At 47.8% G+C, this 17974-nt stretch carries 21 protein-coding genes and 1 riboswitch; of the genes, 19 read left to right on the top strand and 2 right to left on the bottom strand.

Annotated elements, in window-relative coordinates; genetic code table 11:
* Positions 1-156: 156 nt before the first annotated feature.
* A complete protein-coding gene (locus CF651_RS30185; protein ID WP_094018578.1) occupies positions 157-675 on the bottom strand; it encodes a hypothetical protein in 519 nt (172 codons plus the stop codon).
* 188 nt (positions 676-863) lie between these two features.
* Between CF651_RS30185 and CF651_RS30180 the strand changes: the two genes are divergently transcribed.
* From CF651_RS30180 to rsmI, 10 genes are all read left to right on the top strand, one after another.
* Positions 864-1061, top strand: coding sequence for a sigma factor G inhibitor Gin (locus tag CF651_RS30180; RefSeq protein ID WP_094018577.1), 198 nt, complete (start codon positions 864-866; stop codon positions 1059-1061).
* A 131-nt stretch (positions 1062-1192) separates the two neighbouring features.
* Entirely contained in the window at positions 1193-2668 is a 1476-nt protein-coding gene (locus CF651_RS30175; RefSeq protein ID WP_094018576.1) for an aminotransferase class I/II-fold pyridoxal phosphate-dependent enzyme, read from the top strand.
* Positions 2669-2725: 57 nt separating this feature from the next.
* Positions 2726-3361, top strand: coding sequence for a dTMP kinase (tmk, locus tag CF651_RS30170; RefSeq protein WP_094018575.1), 636 nt, complete (start codon positions 2726-2728; stop codon positions 3359-3361).
* Between the two features lie 315 nt (positions 3362-3676).
* Positions 3677-4006 (top strand): cyclic-di-AMP receptor, encoded by a 330-nt coding sequence (locus CF651_RS30165; RefSeq protein WP_094018574.1) that lies wholly within the window; start codon positions 3677-3679, stop codon positions 4004-4006.
* 106 nt (positions 4007-4112) lie between these two features.
* On the top strand, positions 4113-4559 hold the full coding sequence (locus CF651_RS30160; RefSeq protein WP_094018573.1) for a YaaR family protein: 447 nt from the start codon (positions 4113-4115) through the stop codon (positions 4557-4559).
* Between the two features lie 64 nt (positions 4560-4623).
* Entirely contained in the window at positions 4624-5601 is a 978-nt protein-coding gene (gene holB / locus CF651_RS30155) for a DNA polymerase III subunit delta' (RefSeq protein ID WP_094018572.1), read from the top strand.
* Positions 5602-5603: 2 nt separating this feature from the next.
* On the top strand, positions 5604-6410 hold the full coding sequence (locus CF651_RS30150) for a PSP1 domain-containing protein (RefSeq protein ID WP_094018571.1): 807 nt from the start codon (positions 5604-5606) through the stop codon (positions 6408-6410).
* Positions 6411-6440: 30 nt separating this feature from the next.
* On the top strand, positions 6441-6797 hold the full coding sequence (gene yabA, locus CF651_RS30145; RefSeq protein WP_094018570.1) for a DNA replication initiation control protein YabA: 357 nt from the start codon (positions 6441-6443) through the stop codon (positions 6795-6797).
* Positions 6798-6890: 93 nt separating this feature from the next.
* A complete protein-coding gene (locus CF651_RS30140) occupies positions 6891-7667 on the top strand; it encodes a tRNA1(Val) (adenine(37)-N6)-methyltransferase (RefSeq protein ID WP_094018569.1) in 777 nt (258 codons plus the stop codon).
* 13 nt (positions 7668-7680) lie between these two features.
* The gene (gene rsmI, locus CF651_RS30135; RefSeq protein WP_094018568.1) at positions 7681-8556 is read left to right on the top strand and encodes a 16S rRNA (cytidine(1402)-2'-O)-methyltransferase; all 876 of its coding nucleotides are present in this window, start codon (positions 7681-7683) and stop codon (positions 8554-8556) included.
* 352 nt (positions 8557-8908) lie between these two features.
* On the opposite strand, the gene CF651_RS30130 is transcribed toward rsmI, so the two are convergent.
* A complete protein-coding gene (locus tag CF651_RS30130; RefSeq protein ID WP_010501678.1) occupies positions 8909-9163 on the bottom strand; it encodes an AbrB/MazE/SpoVT family DNA-binding domain-containing protein in 255 nt (84 codons plus the stop codon).
* Between the two features lie 374 nt (positions 9164-9537).
* Here CF651_RS30130 and CF651_RS30125 point away from each other — a divergent pair, with 374 nt between their 5' ends.
* The 9 genes from CF651_RS30125 to ispE all read left to right on the top strand — a co-directional run bounded on the left by CF651_RS30125 (position 9538) and on the right by ispE (position 17955).
* Entirely contained in the window at positions 9538-10830 is a 1293-nt protein-coding gene (locus CF651_RS30125; RefSeq protein WP_094018567.1) for an HD domain-containing protein, read from the top strand.
* A 54-nt stretch (positions 10831-10884) separates the two neighbouring features.
* Positions 10885-11652: a TatD family hydrolase gene (locus CF651_RS30120; RefSeq protein ID WP_094018566.1), complete on the top strand. Its 768-nt coding sequence runs from the start codon at positions 10885-10887 to the stop codon at positions 11650-11652.
* 224 nt (positions 11653-11876) lie between these two features.
* A riboswitch (cyclic di-AMP (ydaO/yuaA leader) is annotated at positions 11877-12079 on the top strand.
* Between the two features lie 293 nt (positions 12080-12372).
* Positions 12373-13512, top strand: coding sequence for a resuscitation-promoting factor (locus CF651_RS30115; RefSeq protein WP_094018565.1), 1140 nt, complete (start codon positions 12373-12375; stop codon positions 13510-13512).
* Between the two features lie 140 nt (positions 13513-13652).
* Entirely contained in the window at positions 13653-14198 is a 546-nt protein-coding gene (gene rnmV / locus CF651_RS30110) for a ribonuclease M5 (RefSeq protein ID WP_094018564.1), read from the top strand.
* A 9-nt stretch (positions 14199-14207) separates the two neighbouring features.
* Positions 14208-15110 (top strand): 16S rRNA (adenine(1518)-N(6)/adenine(1519)-N(6))-dimethyltransferase RsmA, encoded by a 903-nt coding sequence (gene rsmA, locus CF651_RS30105; protein ID WP_094018563.1) that lies wholly within the window; start codon positions 14208-14210, stop codon positions 15108-15110.
* An 80-nt stretch (positions 15111-15190) separates the two neighbouring features.
* Positions 15191-16048, top strand: a complete 858-nt coding sequence (yabG, locus tag CF651_RS30100; protein WP_094018562.1) for a sporulation peptidase YabG — start codon at positions 15191-15193, stop codon at positions 16046-16048.
* Positions 16049-16244: 196 nt separating this feature from the next.
* Positions 16245-16517: a biofilm formation stimulator Veg gene (gene veg / locus CF651_RS30095; RefSeq protein ID WP_094018561.1), complete on the top strand. Its 273-nt coding sequence runs from the start codon at positions 16245-16247 to the stop codon at positions 16515-16517.
* A 272-nt stretch (positions 16518-16789) separates the two neighbouring features.
* The gene (locus CF651_RS30090; RefSeq protein ID WP_094018560.1) at positions 16790-16990 is read left to right on the top strand and encodes a small, acid-soluble spore protein, alpha/beta type; all 201 of its coding nucleotides are present in this window, start codon (positions 16790-16792) and stop codon (positions 16988-16990) included.
* 110 nt (positions 16991-17100) lie between these two features.
* Positions 17101-17955 carry a 4-(cytidine 5'-diphospho)-2-C-methyl-D-erythritol kinase gene (gene ispE, locus CF651_RS30085; protein ID WP_094018559.1) on the top strand — a complete coding sequence of 285 codons (855 nt, stop codon included), beginning with the start codon at positions 17101-17103 and terminating at the stop codon, positions 17953-17955.
* Positions 17956-17974 lie beyond the last annotated feature (19 nt).

Here is a 17974-nt window from a genome sequence, read left to right as displayed (position 1 = left end):
TCGCCGATGGTACTTGAACCGCAGGGTTCCGGGAGAGTAGGACGTCGCCAAGCAACCTTAAAGAGTCTTGAGAGTAATTTCTCAAGGCTCTTTTTTTGTGCAGACATGTAGAAGAAGGATTGCCATAAGTCGGTACAATCCTTGCTTATTACCCATTTATTGTGCGTAGCACGAGGTATCATGCTCGTTCAATTTGAGATATCCGATATCGCGGTAATGGCGGAGCTTGTACATCAATACATAGCGAGGCAGCAGGAGCCAAAGGTGAACACCGATAAGGTGAAAGATCATATCAAGGGAAATCCATGGGTAGAAGCATCCGCAAATCACGATAGCTACCCAGGTCAGGTGAAGATGAAGCCTTAGCATCCGTTCTAAAGAAAAATAACTGGTGGGTACATAACCGACCCAGGGAAGCTGGAATTGTACGGACCATTGACGAAGCGGACGCTTCTCTTTTAAAGTGAAGTATAAATAAATTAGCAGCGTTTGAAGCAGGGGGATCGAGACCAAGCTGATTACTATAGGCAGAGGGTTCCAACGGATGAGATCCCAAATGATAACTAGCGCCAAAAGACCCCAATATGCATAAATGTATAGGGGATGATAATGAATTCTTTGCAGCAGCCGGTAATGATAAATGCTCGAATCCTTGGATAAATGTTGTTCTTTCACGTACCTGACACGCATCCTTCTGATTTTCATAGATTTCAACAGCAACTATTATATCGGCAAAACATGGACGGATTATGAGGGGAGGAACTATGTACGGGCTATTTTCATAAAAATATAGCAGGACGGCAAATGTTTATTTTAAGAGAAAGAGGACATACTGGTAGAAAAGAAGAATAGAGGTGAGTATTATGGGAGAAGCTGTACAGGAGCCTGTGACCCATAGCTGCATCATCTGCGGGCAATCAAAGGAAGATGGTATTATGATTATATCCGAATTCATCTGCGAAGAATGCGAACACGAAATGATACAAACGGACGTCCTCGATGCCAGATATCCTTTTTTTATCCATCAAATGAGGCAAATCTTTTATAAAAAGAACGCATAGCATGTCTATGAAAAAAATAGTGCTCTCAACCGGCGGCTTTTCGTTGGTGAGAGCCTTTTGTTTTGTTACAATAGAGTAAGCATTTATTTTAAGAAGACTCACATTTAAAAGGCATACAGGGAGAAGACAACATGGATAAATACAACGCGCCTCTTTTTGAGCGGTTGGTTGAACACGCCGGGGGAAAGCATGCTAGCTTGCATGTGCCTGGCCATAAATCGGGACAAAGCATAGATGCCGAGGCTCGGCCTTATTATGAAGCATTATTGCGTCTGGATTTGACGGAGATTACCGGTCTGGATGATCTTCACCACCCGGAGGAGGCAATACTGCAGGCTCAGCAGCTTGCGGCAGAGTGCTTCGGTGCGGAAGAGTCCTTTTTCTTGGTAAACGGGAGCACGGTAGGGAATTTGGCCATGATTCTAAGTCTCTGCCGCAGAGGTGATGTGCTGTTGGTACAAAGGGATGCCCATAAGTCGGTTATTCATGGATTGATGCTGGCTGGGGCGAGAGCGGTATTTTTGAACCCCGAGGTTGATCCCGATACCGGAATGACGCTTGGATTGAGGGCGGAGACGGTGAAATTGGCTTTGCAAAGGCATCCCGAGGCCAAAGGATTAATGATTACCCGTCCCGGCTATTACGGTGGTGCGAATGCGATCGAATCTATTGTACAAATGCTGCATGAGCAGGATAAGCCGCTGTTGGTGGACGAAGCACATGGGGCGCATTTCGGCTTTCATCCCGCACTGCCCAAATCAGCACTTCAATGCGGGGCGGACGTCGTGGTTCAGTCTACGCACAAGCTGCTGACCGCTATGACTATGGGGGCTATGCTGCATGTGCAGGGGGAACGCGTCGACCGTAAGGAACTCAAACGTTACCTGACGATGCTGCAAAGCTCCAGCCCGTCGTACCCGCTGATGGCCAGTCTGGATTTAAGCCGCAGACAGATGCATACGGAAGGTATGGAGCTGCTGGAGCAGGGGATTCGTATTATTGATGCATTTTTGGAAAAGATGAATCAAGTCAAGCGTTTTGAGCTGGTTGAGCCTGTTGATCTGCAGGGGGGACAGAGAGATCCCTTTAAGATCATTGTCAAGGATGGAATGGAGCTCAGAAGTGGGTTCGAGCTCAAGGATGCGCTCGAAGAGCGCGGATGCTTTGTTGAGTTAGCGGATCCGCAGGCCGTTTTGCTCGTATTCAGCCTAGCTTCAACCGAAGGGGATGCTGAGAGGGTGATCCGAGCGTTAGAGTCGATTGCTGAGCAGTGGGACGGGGCAAGCGCCGCTAACGAATCGGCTGCAAGCGGGAATAAGGTCAGAGTGACGTACTCCTTACTATCGGGGCTGTCGGAACCGGTATCCTTTGATGAACCGGTTTATCGGCAAAAGGGAACGGCTCAGGTGCCTTTGTCCGATTCCGTAGGCATGATTTGCTCGGAGATGATTGTACCTTATCCTCCGGGGATTCCTGTGCTCTGTCCAGGTGAGCGTATAACGGAAGAAATCGTAAGCTACTTAGAGGAATTGGTGACCAGAGGCGCGCGAATTCATGGAATCATTGAAGGGGAGCAGGCAATGCTTCCTGTATTGATTGCCCCGTAAGGAGCATGAATTGTAGATGTATGAGATAAGTTCAGATAAGGGAGTCGAGACTTAGCGGTGGAACGAGGAATCTTTATTACATTTGAAGGCGGCGAGGGCGCGGGAAAAACAACCGTCATTGAACGGTTAGCTAGGGAATTGACCGCAGCAGGGCATCAGGTTATGGTAACAAGGGAACCCGGCGGTGTAGAGATCGCAGAACAAATCCGCGGCGTGATCTTGGACTTGAACAATACAACAATGGATGGCAGAACCGAAGCTTTATTATATGCAGCGGCACGCAGACAGCACTTGGTAGAGAAGGTTATTCCTGCTTTGGAGTCCGGCGCAATTGTGCTATGCGATCGTTTTGTGGACAGCAGCTTGGCCTATCAGGGATATGCCAGGGGGCTTGGGATGGACGAGGTGTATGCTATCAACCGTTTTGCTATCCATGATGTCATGCCTGACCGTACGATTTATTTGGATCTTTCTCCGGAAGTTGGTTTATCCCGAATTCAAAGCAATAAGGACCGGGAGAAAAATCGGCTGGATGTGGAAAAGCTCTCTTTTCACGAACGTGTACGCGAAGGGTATTTGAAGCTGTTGGAGCAGTATCCTGACCGGATCGTCAAGGTCAATGCCGAGGAGGACAGGGAGTCGGTCTACTTGCAAATAACAGAACAATTGAAACGCTATCTTATCAAGAGCTAGAAAGCGGCTACATATAGCGTTAAGAGTTGATGCGAAGCAATCTGTCGAACCTAGGCGACTCTCACGACATATAATACAGCAGCTTCATTCTACATGGAGCAAATATTGGAGTTTTTTACGCACAATGAAGGAAACCAATCGAACCTATCCTAAAAAAAGCAGGAATTGAGCCGTTGTTTGTCAAATTAGTAGTATTAAGCAAATTTCTCTCTAGGCTTAGCAGGATAGACAACAGAGGATCCCATACACAATATACTGAGATATTCAGATTTCCGAATTCATTATCATTTGTACATGAGAAAAGGAGGAAATGCCATGAAGTTAGTTGTTGCCATTGTACAGGACAAAGATAGCAACCGTCTCTCGAATGCTCTAATCAAGGAAGGCTTCCGCGCGACGAAGCTTGCAAGTACTGGCGGTTTCTTGAGAGCGGGAAATACGACGTTTATGATCGGGATCGAAGACGACCGCGTGAATGAAGTAATGACAGTAATCAAAGCGAATTGTAAAATACGGGAGCAGATGGTTACACCGGTTTCTCCTATGGGCGGAACGACGGATTCTTATATTCCTTTTCCGGTTGAAGTTCAAGTTGGCGGGGCTGCTGTATTCGTGCTTCCGGTTGAACGATTTGAGCATTTCTAGACACCTACAAGATGGCTTGGGCTCTATACGATTCGCAGCACCTTGACAACGTGATCGTTCTTTAAGGATGTTGAGGCCGTTTATCCTTGGGAAAGAAGGAATACGAGTGAAAATTAATCCGAATTGGCGCCCTTTCGGTAAAGAAATCCAGCGTAGTGAGACTTCATCGGCTCAGCAGCTGCAGCATAAATCGTTCTCAGACATGATGCAACACCAAGATGAAAAGGCATCGCAGGAGCAGCTGCAGCGCATATTGCAGCAGATTCACCTGCAGGGCGATCGATTGTCGAAATCGATGACAGTTCGTGAACTCAGACAGTATAAGCAGCTGGTGAAGCAGTATCTGGAGGAAACAGCACGTCGGGGGGTTCAGCTGCGCGATACGCGCGGCTGGGACCGACGGGGCCGTACCAAACGGTACAAGCTGCTGGAGGAGATCGATCAAGAGCTTCTGACAATGGCTGACGATATGCTGGATAGTGAACAGGGACGTATCGATTTGCTGCACAAAATCGGCGAAATCCGCGGAATGCTTATCAATTTGACATTCTAATCGATTTTCCAAGGTAAGCGGCAAAGGATATATATATAATAGGAAAGGATTTTACAGGACAACGATGTCTTTTCAATCCATACAAGATCAAGACCGGGTCAAACGCATCTTACAAAATAGCCTGCGAACGGACAAGGTATCGCATGCGTATATCTTTACTGGGCCATCCGGCACAGGCCGCAGGCAGATGGCGCTCACTTTTGCACAAGCACTATATTGTCAGGTGCTGCCAGATGACGCTTGCGGCGAATGCCTGGACTGCCGTAAGGTAGAGCACGGGAACCATCCCGATCTGCACTGGGTTAAGCCAGATGGGGCTTCGATCAAGATAGAGCAGATCCGTGAGCTGCAGAAGCAATTTTCGTATAAGGCGGGCTCCTCGGGGCTTAAGATGTACGTGCTGGAAGATGCGGACAAGATGACGGTACAGGCTGCTAACAGTCTCTTAAAGTTTTTGGAGGAGCCGACCTCTCGGGTTGTGGCGATCCTCATTACGGATAATGGAAATGCACTGCTGCCCACTATTAAATCACGCGCCCAATGGATTCCTTTTACCCCAATGAGCCGTGAAAGGATGGCTGCGATTCTGAATCAGGAAGGTCATCCTGCCGTGCTTATTCAACCGGCTGTCCGTCTGGCGGCAGGACCGGATGCGGCAAGGGAGTTAATTGTAGGAAATGGGTTTGCAGAAATAAGAAATCTAGTGATACAATTAACAAAGGAAAGTATGTCCCGTCTGCCTACGGCCATGTTAACCGCACAGCAGAAGCTGGGCAAGTCGGAGCTTTCGGAGCATCTTACCTTATTTATGGACATGCTGATCTTGTGGCTAAAAGATATGGTTCAGCTTAACTTAGGGAACCGTGATCATTTGGTATATATGGATCAAGCCGATTGGATGGCAGGGCTTGCCCTCTCTTATGATATGAAGCACTGGGTTCATTGCTTGGAACAAGCTATCGAGCTGCAGAAAAGGCTTCGATTCCATGCGAACCCGCAGCTGGTGCTAGAAAAAATGTTGATGCAGCTGAAGGGGGTGTAAATTTGTACTCGGTAGTTGGAGTTCGGTTTAAGAAAGCAGGTAAGATCTACTACTTCGACCCCATCGATCTTCCGGTGGATAAGGACAGTTCGGTTATTGTAGAAACGGCACGTGGTATTGAGTACGGTAAGGTAGTCATTGGGAAGCGCACAGTACAGGAAGCGGATGTGGTGCTGCCCCTAAAGAAGGTGATCCGGATTGCGGATCATACGGATGCACAGTTGGTCGAAGATAATAAAACAGCAGCTAAGAATGCTTTTGCCCTATGTCAGGATAAAATAAAGGATCATCAGCTCAAAATGAAGCTGGTTGATGTTGAGTATACATTTGATCGCAACAAGATCATTTTTTACTTTACCGCTGAAGGAAGAGTGGACTTCCGTGAGCTGGTAAAGGATTTGGCCGGTGTATTCCGGACACGTATTGAGCTGAGGCAAATCGGCGTCAGAGACGAAGCCAAAATGCTGGGAGGGATTGGACCGTGCGGCAGAATTCTGTGCTGCTCTTCATTTCTCGGTGATTTTGAGCCTGTCTCGATTAAAATGGCCAAGGATCAAAATTTATCCCTTAACCCTACGAAAATTTCCGGGCTTTGCGGCCGGTTGATGTGCTGCTTGAAATATGAGCACGATAATTATGAAAGTGCGAAAGAGGATTTACCGCGAGTAGGCAGCGATGTGATTACTTCTCTTGGGAATGGTCGCGTGGTAGCGCTAAATATAAACGAGCGAACCGTAAAAGTGCAGATTTATGAGCTCGGAAAAGTCATGGAGCTTTCCTTTGACGATGTGGTAGAGCAGCAGCATTAACGGGGGTTCAAGCTTTCTTGAGGTGAACATGTGGATAAACGAGACATTTTTGTTCGGATTGAACAGATGGAAGAGCAAATGGGCACCGTGTACGCCGAACTGGGACAAATGAAGACGCAAATTATCGAGCTGATTGAGGAAAATAAGCGGCTTAGCATCGAAAATCAGCAGCTGCGTAAGCTGTTGAAGAAGGACGCCGAGCAGCCGGTGGCTGTGGAGACACAGGTGCAGGTGATGGCTGCCGCCCAGGCAAAAGAGCTGACGGGGGAAGGCTACGATAATTTGGCCCGATTGTACCAGGAGGGATTTCACATTTGTAATGTGTATTACGGCCATTTGCGTATGGAAGGCGACTGTTTATTCTGTTTGTCTTTTCTAAATAAATAAAGACCACAACCGTAGGGAGCTAGCTTCTCTACGGTTTTTTTAAGCAATAGAAGCTGTGTGTATTGAACTAGGAAGAAAGAGGAAGCGTGAATTATGGACAAGGTACCATTGCAGCCAAGCGAAAGAATAGATGATTTATTAACCAATGATATCCAGATTATTCAGAGCGACGAAGTATTCAGTTTTTCGATGGATGCGGTATTATTGGGGAGATTCAGCTATGTGCCGTTGAGTGCGAAGGGGCGGATCGTAGATTTGTGTACAGGCAATGGCGTTATTCCATTGCTGTTGTCTACTCGGACGAAGGCGTCGATAGTCGGGGTCGAAATTCAGGAGCGATTGGCTGACATGGCCAAGCGAAACGTACAGCTCAATCAGTTGGACACGCAAATTCAGATGATTCATGGGGATTTGAAAGAGGTTCATAAGCAGCTTGGGCAAGGCACGTTCGATTTGGTCACCGTGAATCCGCCTTATTTACCTGTTCCCAACGGAGAACAAAATATGAATGAACACTTCGCTGCGGCCAGGCACGAAGTGTTTTGCACGTTGGAAGACGTAGTCCGCACGAGCAGCCGGCTTGTCCGAAGCGGGGGAAAGGTCGCTATGGTGCATAGGCCGCACCGTCTGGTCGACATTATGTGTACCCTGCGCGCATATAAGCTGGAACCGAAGCGGATCCGATTCGTTCACCCGCGGGCTGGGGAGGAAGCGAATATGGTTTTAATTGAAGCTTTGAAGGATGGCAAGCCCGAAATAAGGACGCTGCCTCCTTTAATCGTTTATAAAAATGCAACCGACTATTGTGACGAGCTGATGGAGATTTATTACGGCAAGAGAAACGCTCTGCTCTCATCCTCCGAAGGCTAGGAAGGAAACCTAAATGAACATTCAAAACAGTTATCGGCAGGACAAGGCAGCCGGAAAGCTATATTTGGTAGGCACCCCGATTGGCAATCTGGAGGATATGACCTTCCGTGCCATTCGCATACTGAAAGAAGTGCAAATTATCGCTGCAGAGGATACACGGCAAACACGCAAGCTGCTTACCCATTTTGAGATCAGCACACGTCTGGTGAGCTATCATGAGCATAATAAGCAAGCCAGCGGACCTGAACTGATTCGCTTGCTGCAAGCCGGTGATTCGATAGCACTCGTAAGTGACGCGGGTCTTCCTGCCATATGTGACCCCGGATCCGATTTGGTGAAGCAAGCGATAGAGGCACACATTGATGTCATTCCCATCCCTGGTGCGAATGCTGCCTTATCCGCTTTAATCGTCTCGGGTATTTCCACGGACCGATTTACGTTCCTTGGATTTTTGCCGCGGGAGCGGAAGCCGCTGCTTCAAGAGCTTCAAGCGCTCCAGCAGGGGAAGGAAACTTTGATTTTCTATGAATCACCTCATCGCATTGTGAAAACGTTGGAGGCCATGCTTGAAGTATGGAGCCCTTCGAGGCAAATGTGCATGATGCGGGAATTAACTAAGAAATTTGAAGAAGCGGTACGTGGCACACTGCAGGAGTGCTATGATTATTTGAAGGAGAACCCTCCCCAGGGTGAGTACTGTATTGTGGTGGAAGGCAGTACCGCCTCAGAGACGGAGGCAGCTATCGTATGGTGGGAAGCGTTCAGTCCCGAAGAACATGTCGAGCATTATACAACCCAGGGACTTGATCGCAAGGAAGCGATAAAGCGCGCGGCAGCAGATCGTCAGATGCCGAAGCGCGAGCTGTACAATTATTTGCATCAGGAATAGGCTAAGCTAAGTTGAAGGCTGCCCCTTGCGAGGACTCTTGATTTGCCGCACGCAGAGAGCAAAGACAAGGTTTGAGCAAGGGGAAATAAACACAAAAGCGGCACAAAATTCAGCCAATTTTAAGCATGATTTAAGCAAAGCTTCAGCTTCATGATGTACTTTACGGAATGGAGCATTCTAGCGGCTGCACTGGTTAAGTAATGAAGGTGGATTTTCAATTTACCGACCCCGAATAAGGGGCAAAAAAAATCCCCAATATCACGGAAAACCATGAATTGGGGAATAGAGGAGATATGAAAAAGGTTAGAATTACCTAAGTAAGAATTGCTATCCTTATTATAACCTATTTTTCTTATTTTGTCACAGGTATTGGCATTTCTGATAAACATTCATGACAAACAATTTTTCCTTTAAAATAGGATACATTTTCAGCGTTTCCACAGAAGATACATGCAGGCTCATATTTCTTGAGCATGATACGCTCGCCATCTACGTAGATTTCCAAAGCGTCCTTCTCGCCAATTCCCAATGTCCGACGAAGCTCGATAGGAATTACAACACGTCCCAGCTCGTCAACTTTTCTTACGATACCCGTTGATTTCATCATATATAAAAGTCCCCTCTCGAATAAATAAAAAGAATAAATTAATCGCCAACATTCGACATATTTCTTATGACTTATGATACCAACGATTCCCATAATAGTCAACCATCATTTTGCAGATTTTGGCGTAAAATTATGGTAAAATATACTTGTAATACAATCCATAAGAAGAGTGATTATTAGAAAACCTTACGTATCAAGGATGATGACGATTACAAAATATCTGTGTTTATGGTATTCATTTGCATAGAAAGAAGAATGTTGAATTCATATTTCGTTCACATTTGGAATTTGAATTCGACAAATTTCGACAATGATTAAGAAGACTTTAGTTACTCATGTGTCGAAAACTTTATCTGGAGCAGGAGGTTATCCGTATGTCCAGTCCCTTGCAGGAAGAAAAAGTATTCAAGGATCCGGTACACAAGTACATCTACGTACAGGATCAGACGATCTGGGACTTAATTAATACCAAAGAATTTCAACGCCTGCGCCGGATTCGTCAGCTCGGGACTTGTTTTCTTACATTTCATGGCGGCGAACACAGCCGCTTTTCCCATTCTCTCGGTGTTTACGAGGTAACGCGTAAAATTATTTCTCAGTTCGAGCGCAACGGGTATGAGGACTGGCCCAAAGGTGAAAGATTGCTCTGCCTCTGCGCGGCGCTGCTGCATGATGTCGGTCATGGTCCTTTCTCCCATTCCATCGAAAAAACGTTCGGTACGCATCATGAAGAATGGTCCTGCCGTATCGTACTCGGTGATACTGAGATCAATCGGGTGCTTTCACAGGTTTCCCCAACCTTCCCTCAACAGGTTGCAGGGGTCATCGCCAAAACGTATCACAAGGAAATTGTCGTCAGTCTTGTCTCAAGTCAGCTCGATGCGGACCGGATGGATTACTTGCTGCGAGACGCTTATTTCACTGGCGTTAACTATGGCACGTTTGATCTTGAACGCATTTTACGTGTCATGAGGCCTTTCCAAGGGCACATTGTGGTCAAGGATAGCGGTATGCACGCGGTGGAAGATTATTTGATGTCGCGTTACCAAATGTACTGGCAGGTCTATTTTCATCCGGTGACCCGAAGTGCCGAAATTATTTTGCATAAAATTTTTCAAAGAGCAAAGCAATTGTTTGAGGAGGGGTATGGCTTTCAATTCATGCTGCCCCCGCTGCTAAGCCTGTTTCATCAGAAACTGACTGTGCAGGAGTATCATCTTCTTGATGAAGCGTTCATGCAGACCGTATTGTCCCAATGGTCGATGGAATCGGACTCCGTGCTGGCCGATTTATGCGCCAGATTCTTAAACCGGCGGCTGTTTAAATACGTCATGCTGGAGAAGCTGGATGTACAGCTCATTGAGAAGCTTCGTGAAGTGATGCAGCAGGCCGATTGGGACCCCGCCTTTTATTTGGAGATTGATTTCCCATCGGATCTTTCTTATGATGTATACCGCCCGGGAAATCATGATGAAAAACTGCCTATATTGTTGATGGATCAGAAAGGCTCGCTTACAGAAATTTCAAGAAGGTCGGAAATTGTTAGATCCATCAGCGGCATTCATATGGGCAAATATCATTTATATTTTCCTGAAGAGCTGCTTCAGCATCCGCTCGGCAGTCTGAGCACTGAGCTTTGCAAGCTGATCGGTCTAGAGCACGGATAGATAAATACATGAAGCTACCTATCATTCAGGTTTAAAAAGGAGACCTACTTTCTTATGCTGACAGATACACACACCCATTTGAATGCTCCTCAGTTCGAAGAGGATCGACAGGCCGTGATTGAACGCGCGCTTGAGAGCGGAATCAGTCGAATCATTAATGTCGGATTTAATCGAGAAACGATACCTAGCTCTATCGCTTTGGCGGAGCAGTACGATTTTATTTATTCAACCGTCGGCTGGCACCCACAGGATGCCAAAGATATGACACCCGACGATCTGATTTGGATCGAACAATTGTGCTCCCATGAGAAAGTGGTGGCGATCGGGGAGATCGGACTCGATTATTATTGGGATACGTCACCTAAAGAGGTGCAGCATCGGGTTTTCAGGGAACAGATCCGTCTGGCCAAAAAAGTAGGATTGCCTATCGTCATCCATAACCGAGATGCTCACCATGACATCATTCAGATCCTTCGCGAAGAGAAGGCCAGTGAGGTAGGCGGAGTTATGCACTGCTTTTCCGGAAGCTGGGAAACAGCCAAGATGTGCCTGGATATGAATTTCTATATATCGTTCGGCGGGCCGGTGACCTTTAAGAATGCGAAGCAGCCTAAAGAGGTGCTTGCAAAGGTTCCGATGGACCGGTTGTTAATTGAAACCGATGCGCCTTATTTGACACCTCACCCTTTCCGGGGGAAACGAAATGAGACGGCATATGTGAAATTAGTCGCAGAAACCGCTGCTGAAATCAAGGGGTTACCCTTGGAGGAGCTGGCTCACGCGACGACCCAAAATGCAGTTACATTGTTCGGTTTACGATAGTATCCTGTGGGGGTCGGGACAGCCCTATTTTCGTCGAAAACGTGATAATCGAAGAAAAATGGTCGAAAACGTACATGGGGCGAGGAGAAATAAGGTTTTTATTGCTAAAATGGGTTTAAATTGCTTATTTTAATGAAAAACCGTCCTTTTTTGCCGAGTTTGTATACTTTACAACTTTATAGCCGACAGCGTAAACTCAATATTAACTTAATACGATTACCAATTTTCCATCTTCGCTGAGTTTCCGAATGGAAAACGGGGGAACCGCAACGTGACCTGGTTTAGGAGTCTATAAGACTTAGGTCGCATTTTCTGGGGTGAATCTTTGAATAAGGTTGTTGTGCTGCATACATGCCTGATTCAAAGTAGGGCGACTCTCAAGTCCGAATCCGTCAGCTAACCTCGTAAGCGTTAAGAGAGAGGTAACGATTGTCGTGTGCTTTATTTCATTCAGGTGAAATAAGTGAAAAGTCACGGGAAGAGTCCTCTTTCCGCTGACTTTTTTTGTGTTCTCCCGTATTTGCGATATTTCGTCCGACCACAATATACGTTACCTACAACCATGAGGAGGTGTTGGCCGCACGCAGGAAGAACGATATGGATCGAAAGGTTGCAGCCCTTTAGTTTACTTAACGACAAGATTGCAAAACTTAACCATAGTCGCGTCAGATCTATCATGCGTAACACTCGACGGCGGGGCTTTGAAGGAGGACCGAACAAGTGGGAGCTATTCAACACGAGCAACCCCATGTAAGACGATCATCCAGCATGTCCTTCGCATTGCGATGGAAGCGTGAAAACTTGCGTTTGATTTCGATCATTGGACTTATTTCAATCGCTATGACTTTCATGTTTATGATGATGTTATACGGAACGGCTGCCAAGAAGGTGACCGTTGTTGTAAATGGCAAGGAAACCGTTGTTAAAACCAAGCAATGGGTCTTGCAGCGTTTACTGGATGAGCAAGGAGTTACTGTAGGAGAACATGATCGTCTCTCTGCAGCATTGGATTCAAAGTTAGCCAACGGGGACAGGATTACCGTGGACCATGCCACACCGATTCAGCTCACCGCTGATGGGGAAACGAAGACCTTGTATACTGTTGGGAAGACGGTAGGCCATGCTTTAGAGGATTTGCACATACCGGTCAGCGAACTGGATAAAGTAAGTCCGGCCATAGAAGAGCCGCTTCCGGAGCAGGGCAATATTCAAATTGTCCGTGTCAAGAAGGAGCTCGAGGAAGTGACCGAGCCTGTTGCTTTTGATGTTGTTAAGAAGAGTGATCCCCAGTTGTTGAAAGGTAAGGAACAAGTGGTACAGGAAGGCCAAGCAGGGGCAGTCCTGAAAAAGAAAGAAAAACGTTATGAAGACGGTGTGCTTGTCTCGGAGCAAGTCGTCGATCAAACCGTACAGACGGAAAGTGTTAGTAAGATCGTGGCAGTAGGAACGAAAAATCCGGTAGTTGCGTTATCTTCTTCTTCACCCTCTCTTCAAGAGCTGACTAAGAGCGGTGTATCTTTCGGTGTAAAACAAGTGATTAACAATGTAAAATTGACCGCTTATTCGGCAGGTGCTTCTTCTACCGGCAAAGGTAGCGAGCATCCGCAATACGGACTGACGTCCACAGGCACGAGAGTAACGGAAGGTCGAACAATTGCAGTGGATCCTAAGGTGGTTCCTCTGGGCTGGTGGGTTTATATTGACGGACTCGGTTTCCGCAGAGCGGAAGATACCGGCAGTGCAGTCAAGGGCAACGTTATCGATGTGTATTTTGACAGCAACGATTATGCGAACCGATTTGGCACTAAGCGAGGGTACACCGTATACGTCATTGGGCCGACAAAGCCTACAGCGGACTAAGGGCCTGTAATCTGGGCAGACTCATAATATATATGCTGGTGACCAAAAAGAAGAGGATATCCTCTTCTTTTTTCTGTACAATACAATAAACGAGCAGTAATCTTAGGCTTCATGGTTCGAGCTGAAAAGAGGAGAACGGCATGATTAAGGAAATCATCGTGGTCGAAGGAAAGGATGATACGACGGCTATTAAACGGGCTGTCGAAGCGGAGACGATCGAGACGGGCGGCTCTGCGATCAATAAAGATATTATTAAGCGCATTAAGCTGGCCCAACAGCGTAGAGGGGTTATTGTGTTTACCGACCCGGACCACGCAGGAGAACGTATCCGGAAGATCATCTCCGCCCAAGTTCCGGGCTGCAAGCATGCTTTTCTCACGCAGGAGGAAGCGACAAGTAAGGGAGACATTGGAGTCGAGAACGCGGCGCCGGAAACGATTCGCAAAGCATTGGCCAACCTTCGGACGGATTATGTTGCGGCACAATCCGATATTGCAATGGAGGATTTAATCGCGGCAGGCTTGATTGTCCATCCTCAGGCAGCTGCCCGGCGAATGGAGATGGGCAAGCGGCTCGGGATTGGCTATTGTAATGGGAAGCAATTTTATAACCGGTGCAGAATGTTCCGTATCACACGAGAAGAGTTTGCGGCTGCGTGGCAGCAACTTGAGAATAAAGAGGGGTAAATTAAAATCATGGAGAGAATGAAACAACACAATGCGGAAGATATAGCTTCTCCGAAAAGAACGAAGGAGCTGCTCCAAAGGCACGGCCTTGTTCTGAAAAAAAGCTTGGGGCAAAATTTTCTGGTGGACCCGAATATTTTGCACAAGATTGTTAGTGCTGCGGAGCTGGATGCCGGTAAAGGGGTGCTGGAGATTGGACCCGGGATCGGAGCCCTTACACAGCAGCTTGCTAAACTGGCAGGGCGGGTCGTGGCGATTGAGATCGACCAGAGGCTGCTGCCGCTGCTCCAGGAAACCCTGGAGGGCTATTCCCATGCAAGCGTCATTCATGGAGATGTGCTTAAGGTGGAGCTGAGGCCGTTGTTCGAGGAGTACTTTGCTTCAGTGAGCGGGGTTAGCGTCGTAGCCAATCTGCCTTATTACATCACGACTCCAATTATCATGAAGCTGCTTGAAGAGAAGCTGCCGCTCGACAATATTGTCGTGATGATTCAAAAGGAAGTGGCAGACCGGATGTCGGCCAAGCCGGGAGGCAAAGATTACGGCAGCTTAAGTATAGCAGTGCAGTACTATTGTGAGCCGGAAATTGTAACGATTGTGCCGCATACCGTATTTGTTCCGCAACCCAACGTCGATTCTGCGGTTATTAAGCTAAAGGTGCGTAAGCAGCCACCTGTGCAGCTGGAGGACGAGGCCTTCTTCTTCGAGGTCGTGCAGGCTTCGTTCGTACAACGGCGCAAGACGATATACAATAACTTGGCTTCGCGGTTTTTTACTAAGGAAACGAAGGCACAGCTGGAGCCGATCCTGCAGCAAGCCGGAATCGAGCCTTCGCGCCGCGGAGAAACGCTTTCTATCCAAGAGTATGCGGAGCTAAGCCGCGCTCTGGCAGAGGCACTGGCGCGCTCCTGAAGCTTTCCGGGTGAAAATGGGCGGTGTCTATCACCAAATGCCTATGGCAGCCATAGGATACACGAGGAGGCGATTTGGCCATGAAACAGGGAGACCTGGTCACTCGTAGATCTTATGGTGGTGACATTGTTTTTAAGATTCAGGAAGTAATACAACAGCGGCATGCGGTTTTGCGGGGGGTTGACTACCGTTTGCTGGCTGATGCTCCTTTAACTGACCTTCACGCGGCTCCTCTCGATCCATACGCCTACACAAGCGGATCTGAGCCTTCTTGGATGGACACGATTCACAAAGCGGAGCTGCATCAGGCTGCTGTACCTGCAGCGCCTGGCGACAAGCCGTTACCGGTGTTTTTCGATATGCCGGGAAAGGTGCTTCATCTGGATGGGGATCCTGCATATTTGCGTAAATGTATGAATTTGTACGGGGAGCTGCGCGTCCCGGCAGAAGGGTTCTATATTGCCGAGTCCAACATGGCGGAGGCTTTGTACCGTCTGCTGCCTCAGGTGAAGCCGGATATTGTAGTGATTACGGGGCATGACGGAATTATAAGGCACCGCAGGGATGGGGAAGTGTATGCGAGTCCGATGGGGAGCTACAAAAACTCGCATCATTTTGTGAATGCAGTCAGGGTAGCGAGGCAGTATGAGAAGAATAAGGATACGTTGACGGTCGTCGCGGGAGCATGCCAATCTCACTTCGAAGCGCTGATGCAGGCAGGAGCCAATTATGCCAGTTCGCCTGCCCGTGTGCTGATTCATGCGTTGGATCCTTTGTGTGTAGCGGCCAAGGTGGCCTTTACTCCGATCAAGGATACGGTAAATATTGTGGATGTTATTGCCCTGACCCACAGTGGTCTGGAAGGGCTCGGTGGTATCGAATCTCGGGGGAGCTTCCGGCGGGGTGTACCCAAAATTCAAAAGAATATGCCTATATAAGCGCCTGCAGGCGCTTTTTCTTTTATATTTTCGACAAATTTGTGAACGAAGAAGGAGGATGCAGGGGCTGAAAGCTTGCGAAATAAGGAAAAATCCCGTTGACAAGGGCTTTGTGGGGCTGATATAATATTTGTCCAAATTTGACATACTACCTTTATTGCGTTATAATCTGTAAGGAAAGAGGTGGTAGTGGTCAATGGCTAAAAACTCGCTATTGGATATCAAACGCAGTTTGGAACCTCATGTCGGAAAAAATATTATGTTACGTGCTAACGGCGGTCGTCGGAAGACGGTTGAACGGTCCGGTGTATTGGAGGAAACCTACCCTTCCGTTTTTATTGTAAAGCTGGATCAGGAGCAGAACGCATTCAAACGCGTATCCTACAGCTATGCAGACATATTGACAGAATCGGTTGAAGTAACCGTTTGTAACGATGATGGACAAGTACGCATCACTATACAGCAATAGGTTAAAGGATGAACTGTCTCACCGTCCTGCCGGCTTCTTAACAGGCTGTTTCGGAATGGTTGAGAAGCAAGGACGGATTGAGCGTTTATCCGCATCTCAAATTGCATAAGTTATACTCATGTACATAGACGACGCGCTCCCCCGGGGGCGTGTCGTTTTCAGTTTCAAATAGCTTGTCTCCAGGAGTCGGAAGGGCGCTGCAAGTGGGCATTGCATGGAAATATAATCGGAGGGCATACTACGACTATCTTACCGCAAAGGAGACAGCGCACATGTCACGCAGAAACCGTGGAGTCATGTCGGAGAATTTCAAATACGAGCTTGCCAAGGACCTGGGTTTTTACGATACGGTACAACGGGAAGGCTGGGGAGGTATACGTACGAAGGATGCGGGCAATATGGTAAAGAGAGCGATACAAATTGCTGAGCAAGCTTCCAGGCAGCAGCCTCCGCAGCAACCGCCGAGGTACTAGAAAGCAGCTTGAACGGAAGCTAGAGCACGCAGCGCGTGGCTTTAGCTTTTTTTTGTTTCTTTTTTGGTATAGTATTAGGGGATAGAATAGAGCTGCAAAGAAGGTGTCCTATGAAAGTTTTTGAGAAAGCGCCGGCTAAAATTAATTTATCGTTGGATGTTCTCCGTAAAAGAGAAGATGGTTACCATGAAGTGGAAATGGTCATGACGATGGTGGACCTGGCGGACCGCATTGAAATGCAGGAGCTGCCGCGCGATACGATTATCATCTCCTCTCAAGCAGGCTACATTCCGCTCGATGAGAAAAATTTGGCCTTTCAGGCCGCTCGATTAATCAAAGATCGCTATGACGTCAAACAGGGCGTGTACATACATTTGGATAAAAAGATACCGGTAGCCGCAGGTCTGGCTGGGGGAAGCAGTGACGCTGCCGCGACGCTGCGCGGGCTGAACCGGCTGTGGAAGCTTGGCATCCCTGTCGAGGAGCTTCAGAGGCTAGGTGCAGAGCTTGGCTCTGACGTGCCTTTTTGTGTAACGGGAGGAACGGCCATCGCGACGGGACGCGGTGAAAAGCTGGAAGCGATTGAGGCGCCGCCCCAATGCTGGGTTATCCTCGCTAAGCCGCCAATTAACGTGTCCACCTCCGAAATTTATGGGAAGCTGCGCGCCGCCGGAATACAGCATCATCCATCTACGAGTGCCATCGTGGAAGCGATTAGGCAGAAACGGTTTGATTGGCTGTGCGACCGCTTGGGCAATGTGCTGGAGGAAGTGACGCTAGAGCTATATCCGGAAGTGCGTCAGCTGAAGGAGTGTATGGTTCGGCTTGGTGCGGACGGCGTGCTGATGTCCGGGAGCGGACCGACAGTCTTCGGTTTGGTGTCCAAGGAAGCCAAGGTAGCAAGAATTTACAACGGGCTTCGGGGGTTCTGCAAAGACGTGTATGCAGTACGGCTGCTCACCTAGCTTTAGCGGGTTAAGCTCC

The organism is Paenibacillus rigui (assembly GCF_002234615.1).
Taxonomy (GTDB): Bacteria; Bacillota; Bacilli; order Paenibacillales; family NBRC-103111; genus Paenibacillus_S; species Paenibacillus_S rigui.
Note: the sequence above shows the minus strand (reverse complement) of the source record. Positions and strands in the feature narration are given on the sequence as shown.

Coding starts and splice junctions, on each gene's coding strand:
- CF651_RS30165 (WP_094018574.1), top strand. CDS start 3,677: ATGAAGTTAGTTGTTGCCATTGTACAGGACAAAGATAGCAACCGTCTC.
- veg (WP_094018561.1), top strand. CDS start 16,245: ATGGCTAAAAACTCGCTATTGGATATCAAACGCAGTTTGGAACCTCAT.
- rnmV (WP_094018564.1), top strand. CDS start 13,653: ATGATTAAGGAAATCATCGTGGTCGAAGGAAAGGATGATACGACGGCT.
- CF651_RS30120 (WP_094018566.1), top strand. CDS start 10,885: ATGCTGACAGATACACACACCCATTTGAATGCTCCTCAGTTCGAAGAG.
- CF651_RS30175 (WP_094018576.1), top strand. CDS start 1,193: ATGGATAAATACAACGCGCCTCTTTTTGAGCGGTTGGTTGAACACGCC.
- rsmA (WP_094018563.1), top strand. CDS start 14,208: ATGGAGAGAATGAAACAACACAATGCGGAAGATATAGCTTCTCCGAAA.
- CF651_RS30090 (WP_094018560.1), top strand. CDS start 16,790: ATGTCACGCAGAAACCGTGGAGTCATGTCGGAGAATTTCAAATACGAG.
- ispE (WP_094018559.1), top strand. CDS start 17,101: ATGAAAGTTTTTGAGAAAGCGCCGGCTAAAATTAATTTATCGTTGGAT.
- rsmI (WP_094018568.1), top strand. CDS start 7,681: ATGAACATTCAAAACAGTTATCGGCAGGACAAGGCAGCCGGAAAGCTA.
- CF651_RS30180 (WP_094018577.1), top strand. CDS start 864: ATGGGAGAAGCTGTACAGGAGCCTGTGACCCATAGCTGCATCATCTGC.
- CF651_RS30130 (WP_010501678.1), bottom strand. CDS start 9,163: ATGATGAAATCAACGGGTATCGTAAGAAAAGTTGACGAGCTGGGACGT.
- holB (WP_094018572.1), top strand. CDS start 4,624: ATGTCTTTTCAATCCATACAAGATCAAGACCGGGTCAAACGCATCTTA.
- yabG (WP_094018562.1), top strand. CDS start 15,191: ATGAAACAGGGAGACCTGGTCACTCGTAGATCTTATGGTGGTGACATT.
- CF651_RS30140 (WP_094018569.1), top strand. CDS start 6,891: ATGGACAAGGTACCATTGCAGCCAAGCGAAAGAATAGATGATTTATTA.
- CF651_RS30125 (WP_094018567.1), top strand. CDS start 9,538: ATGTCCAGTCCCTTGCAGGAAGAAAAAGTATTCAAGGATCCGGTACAC.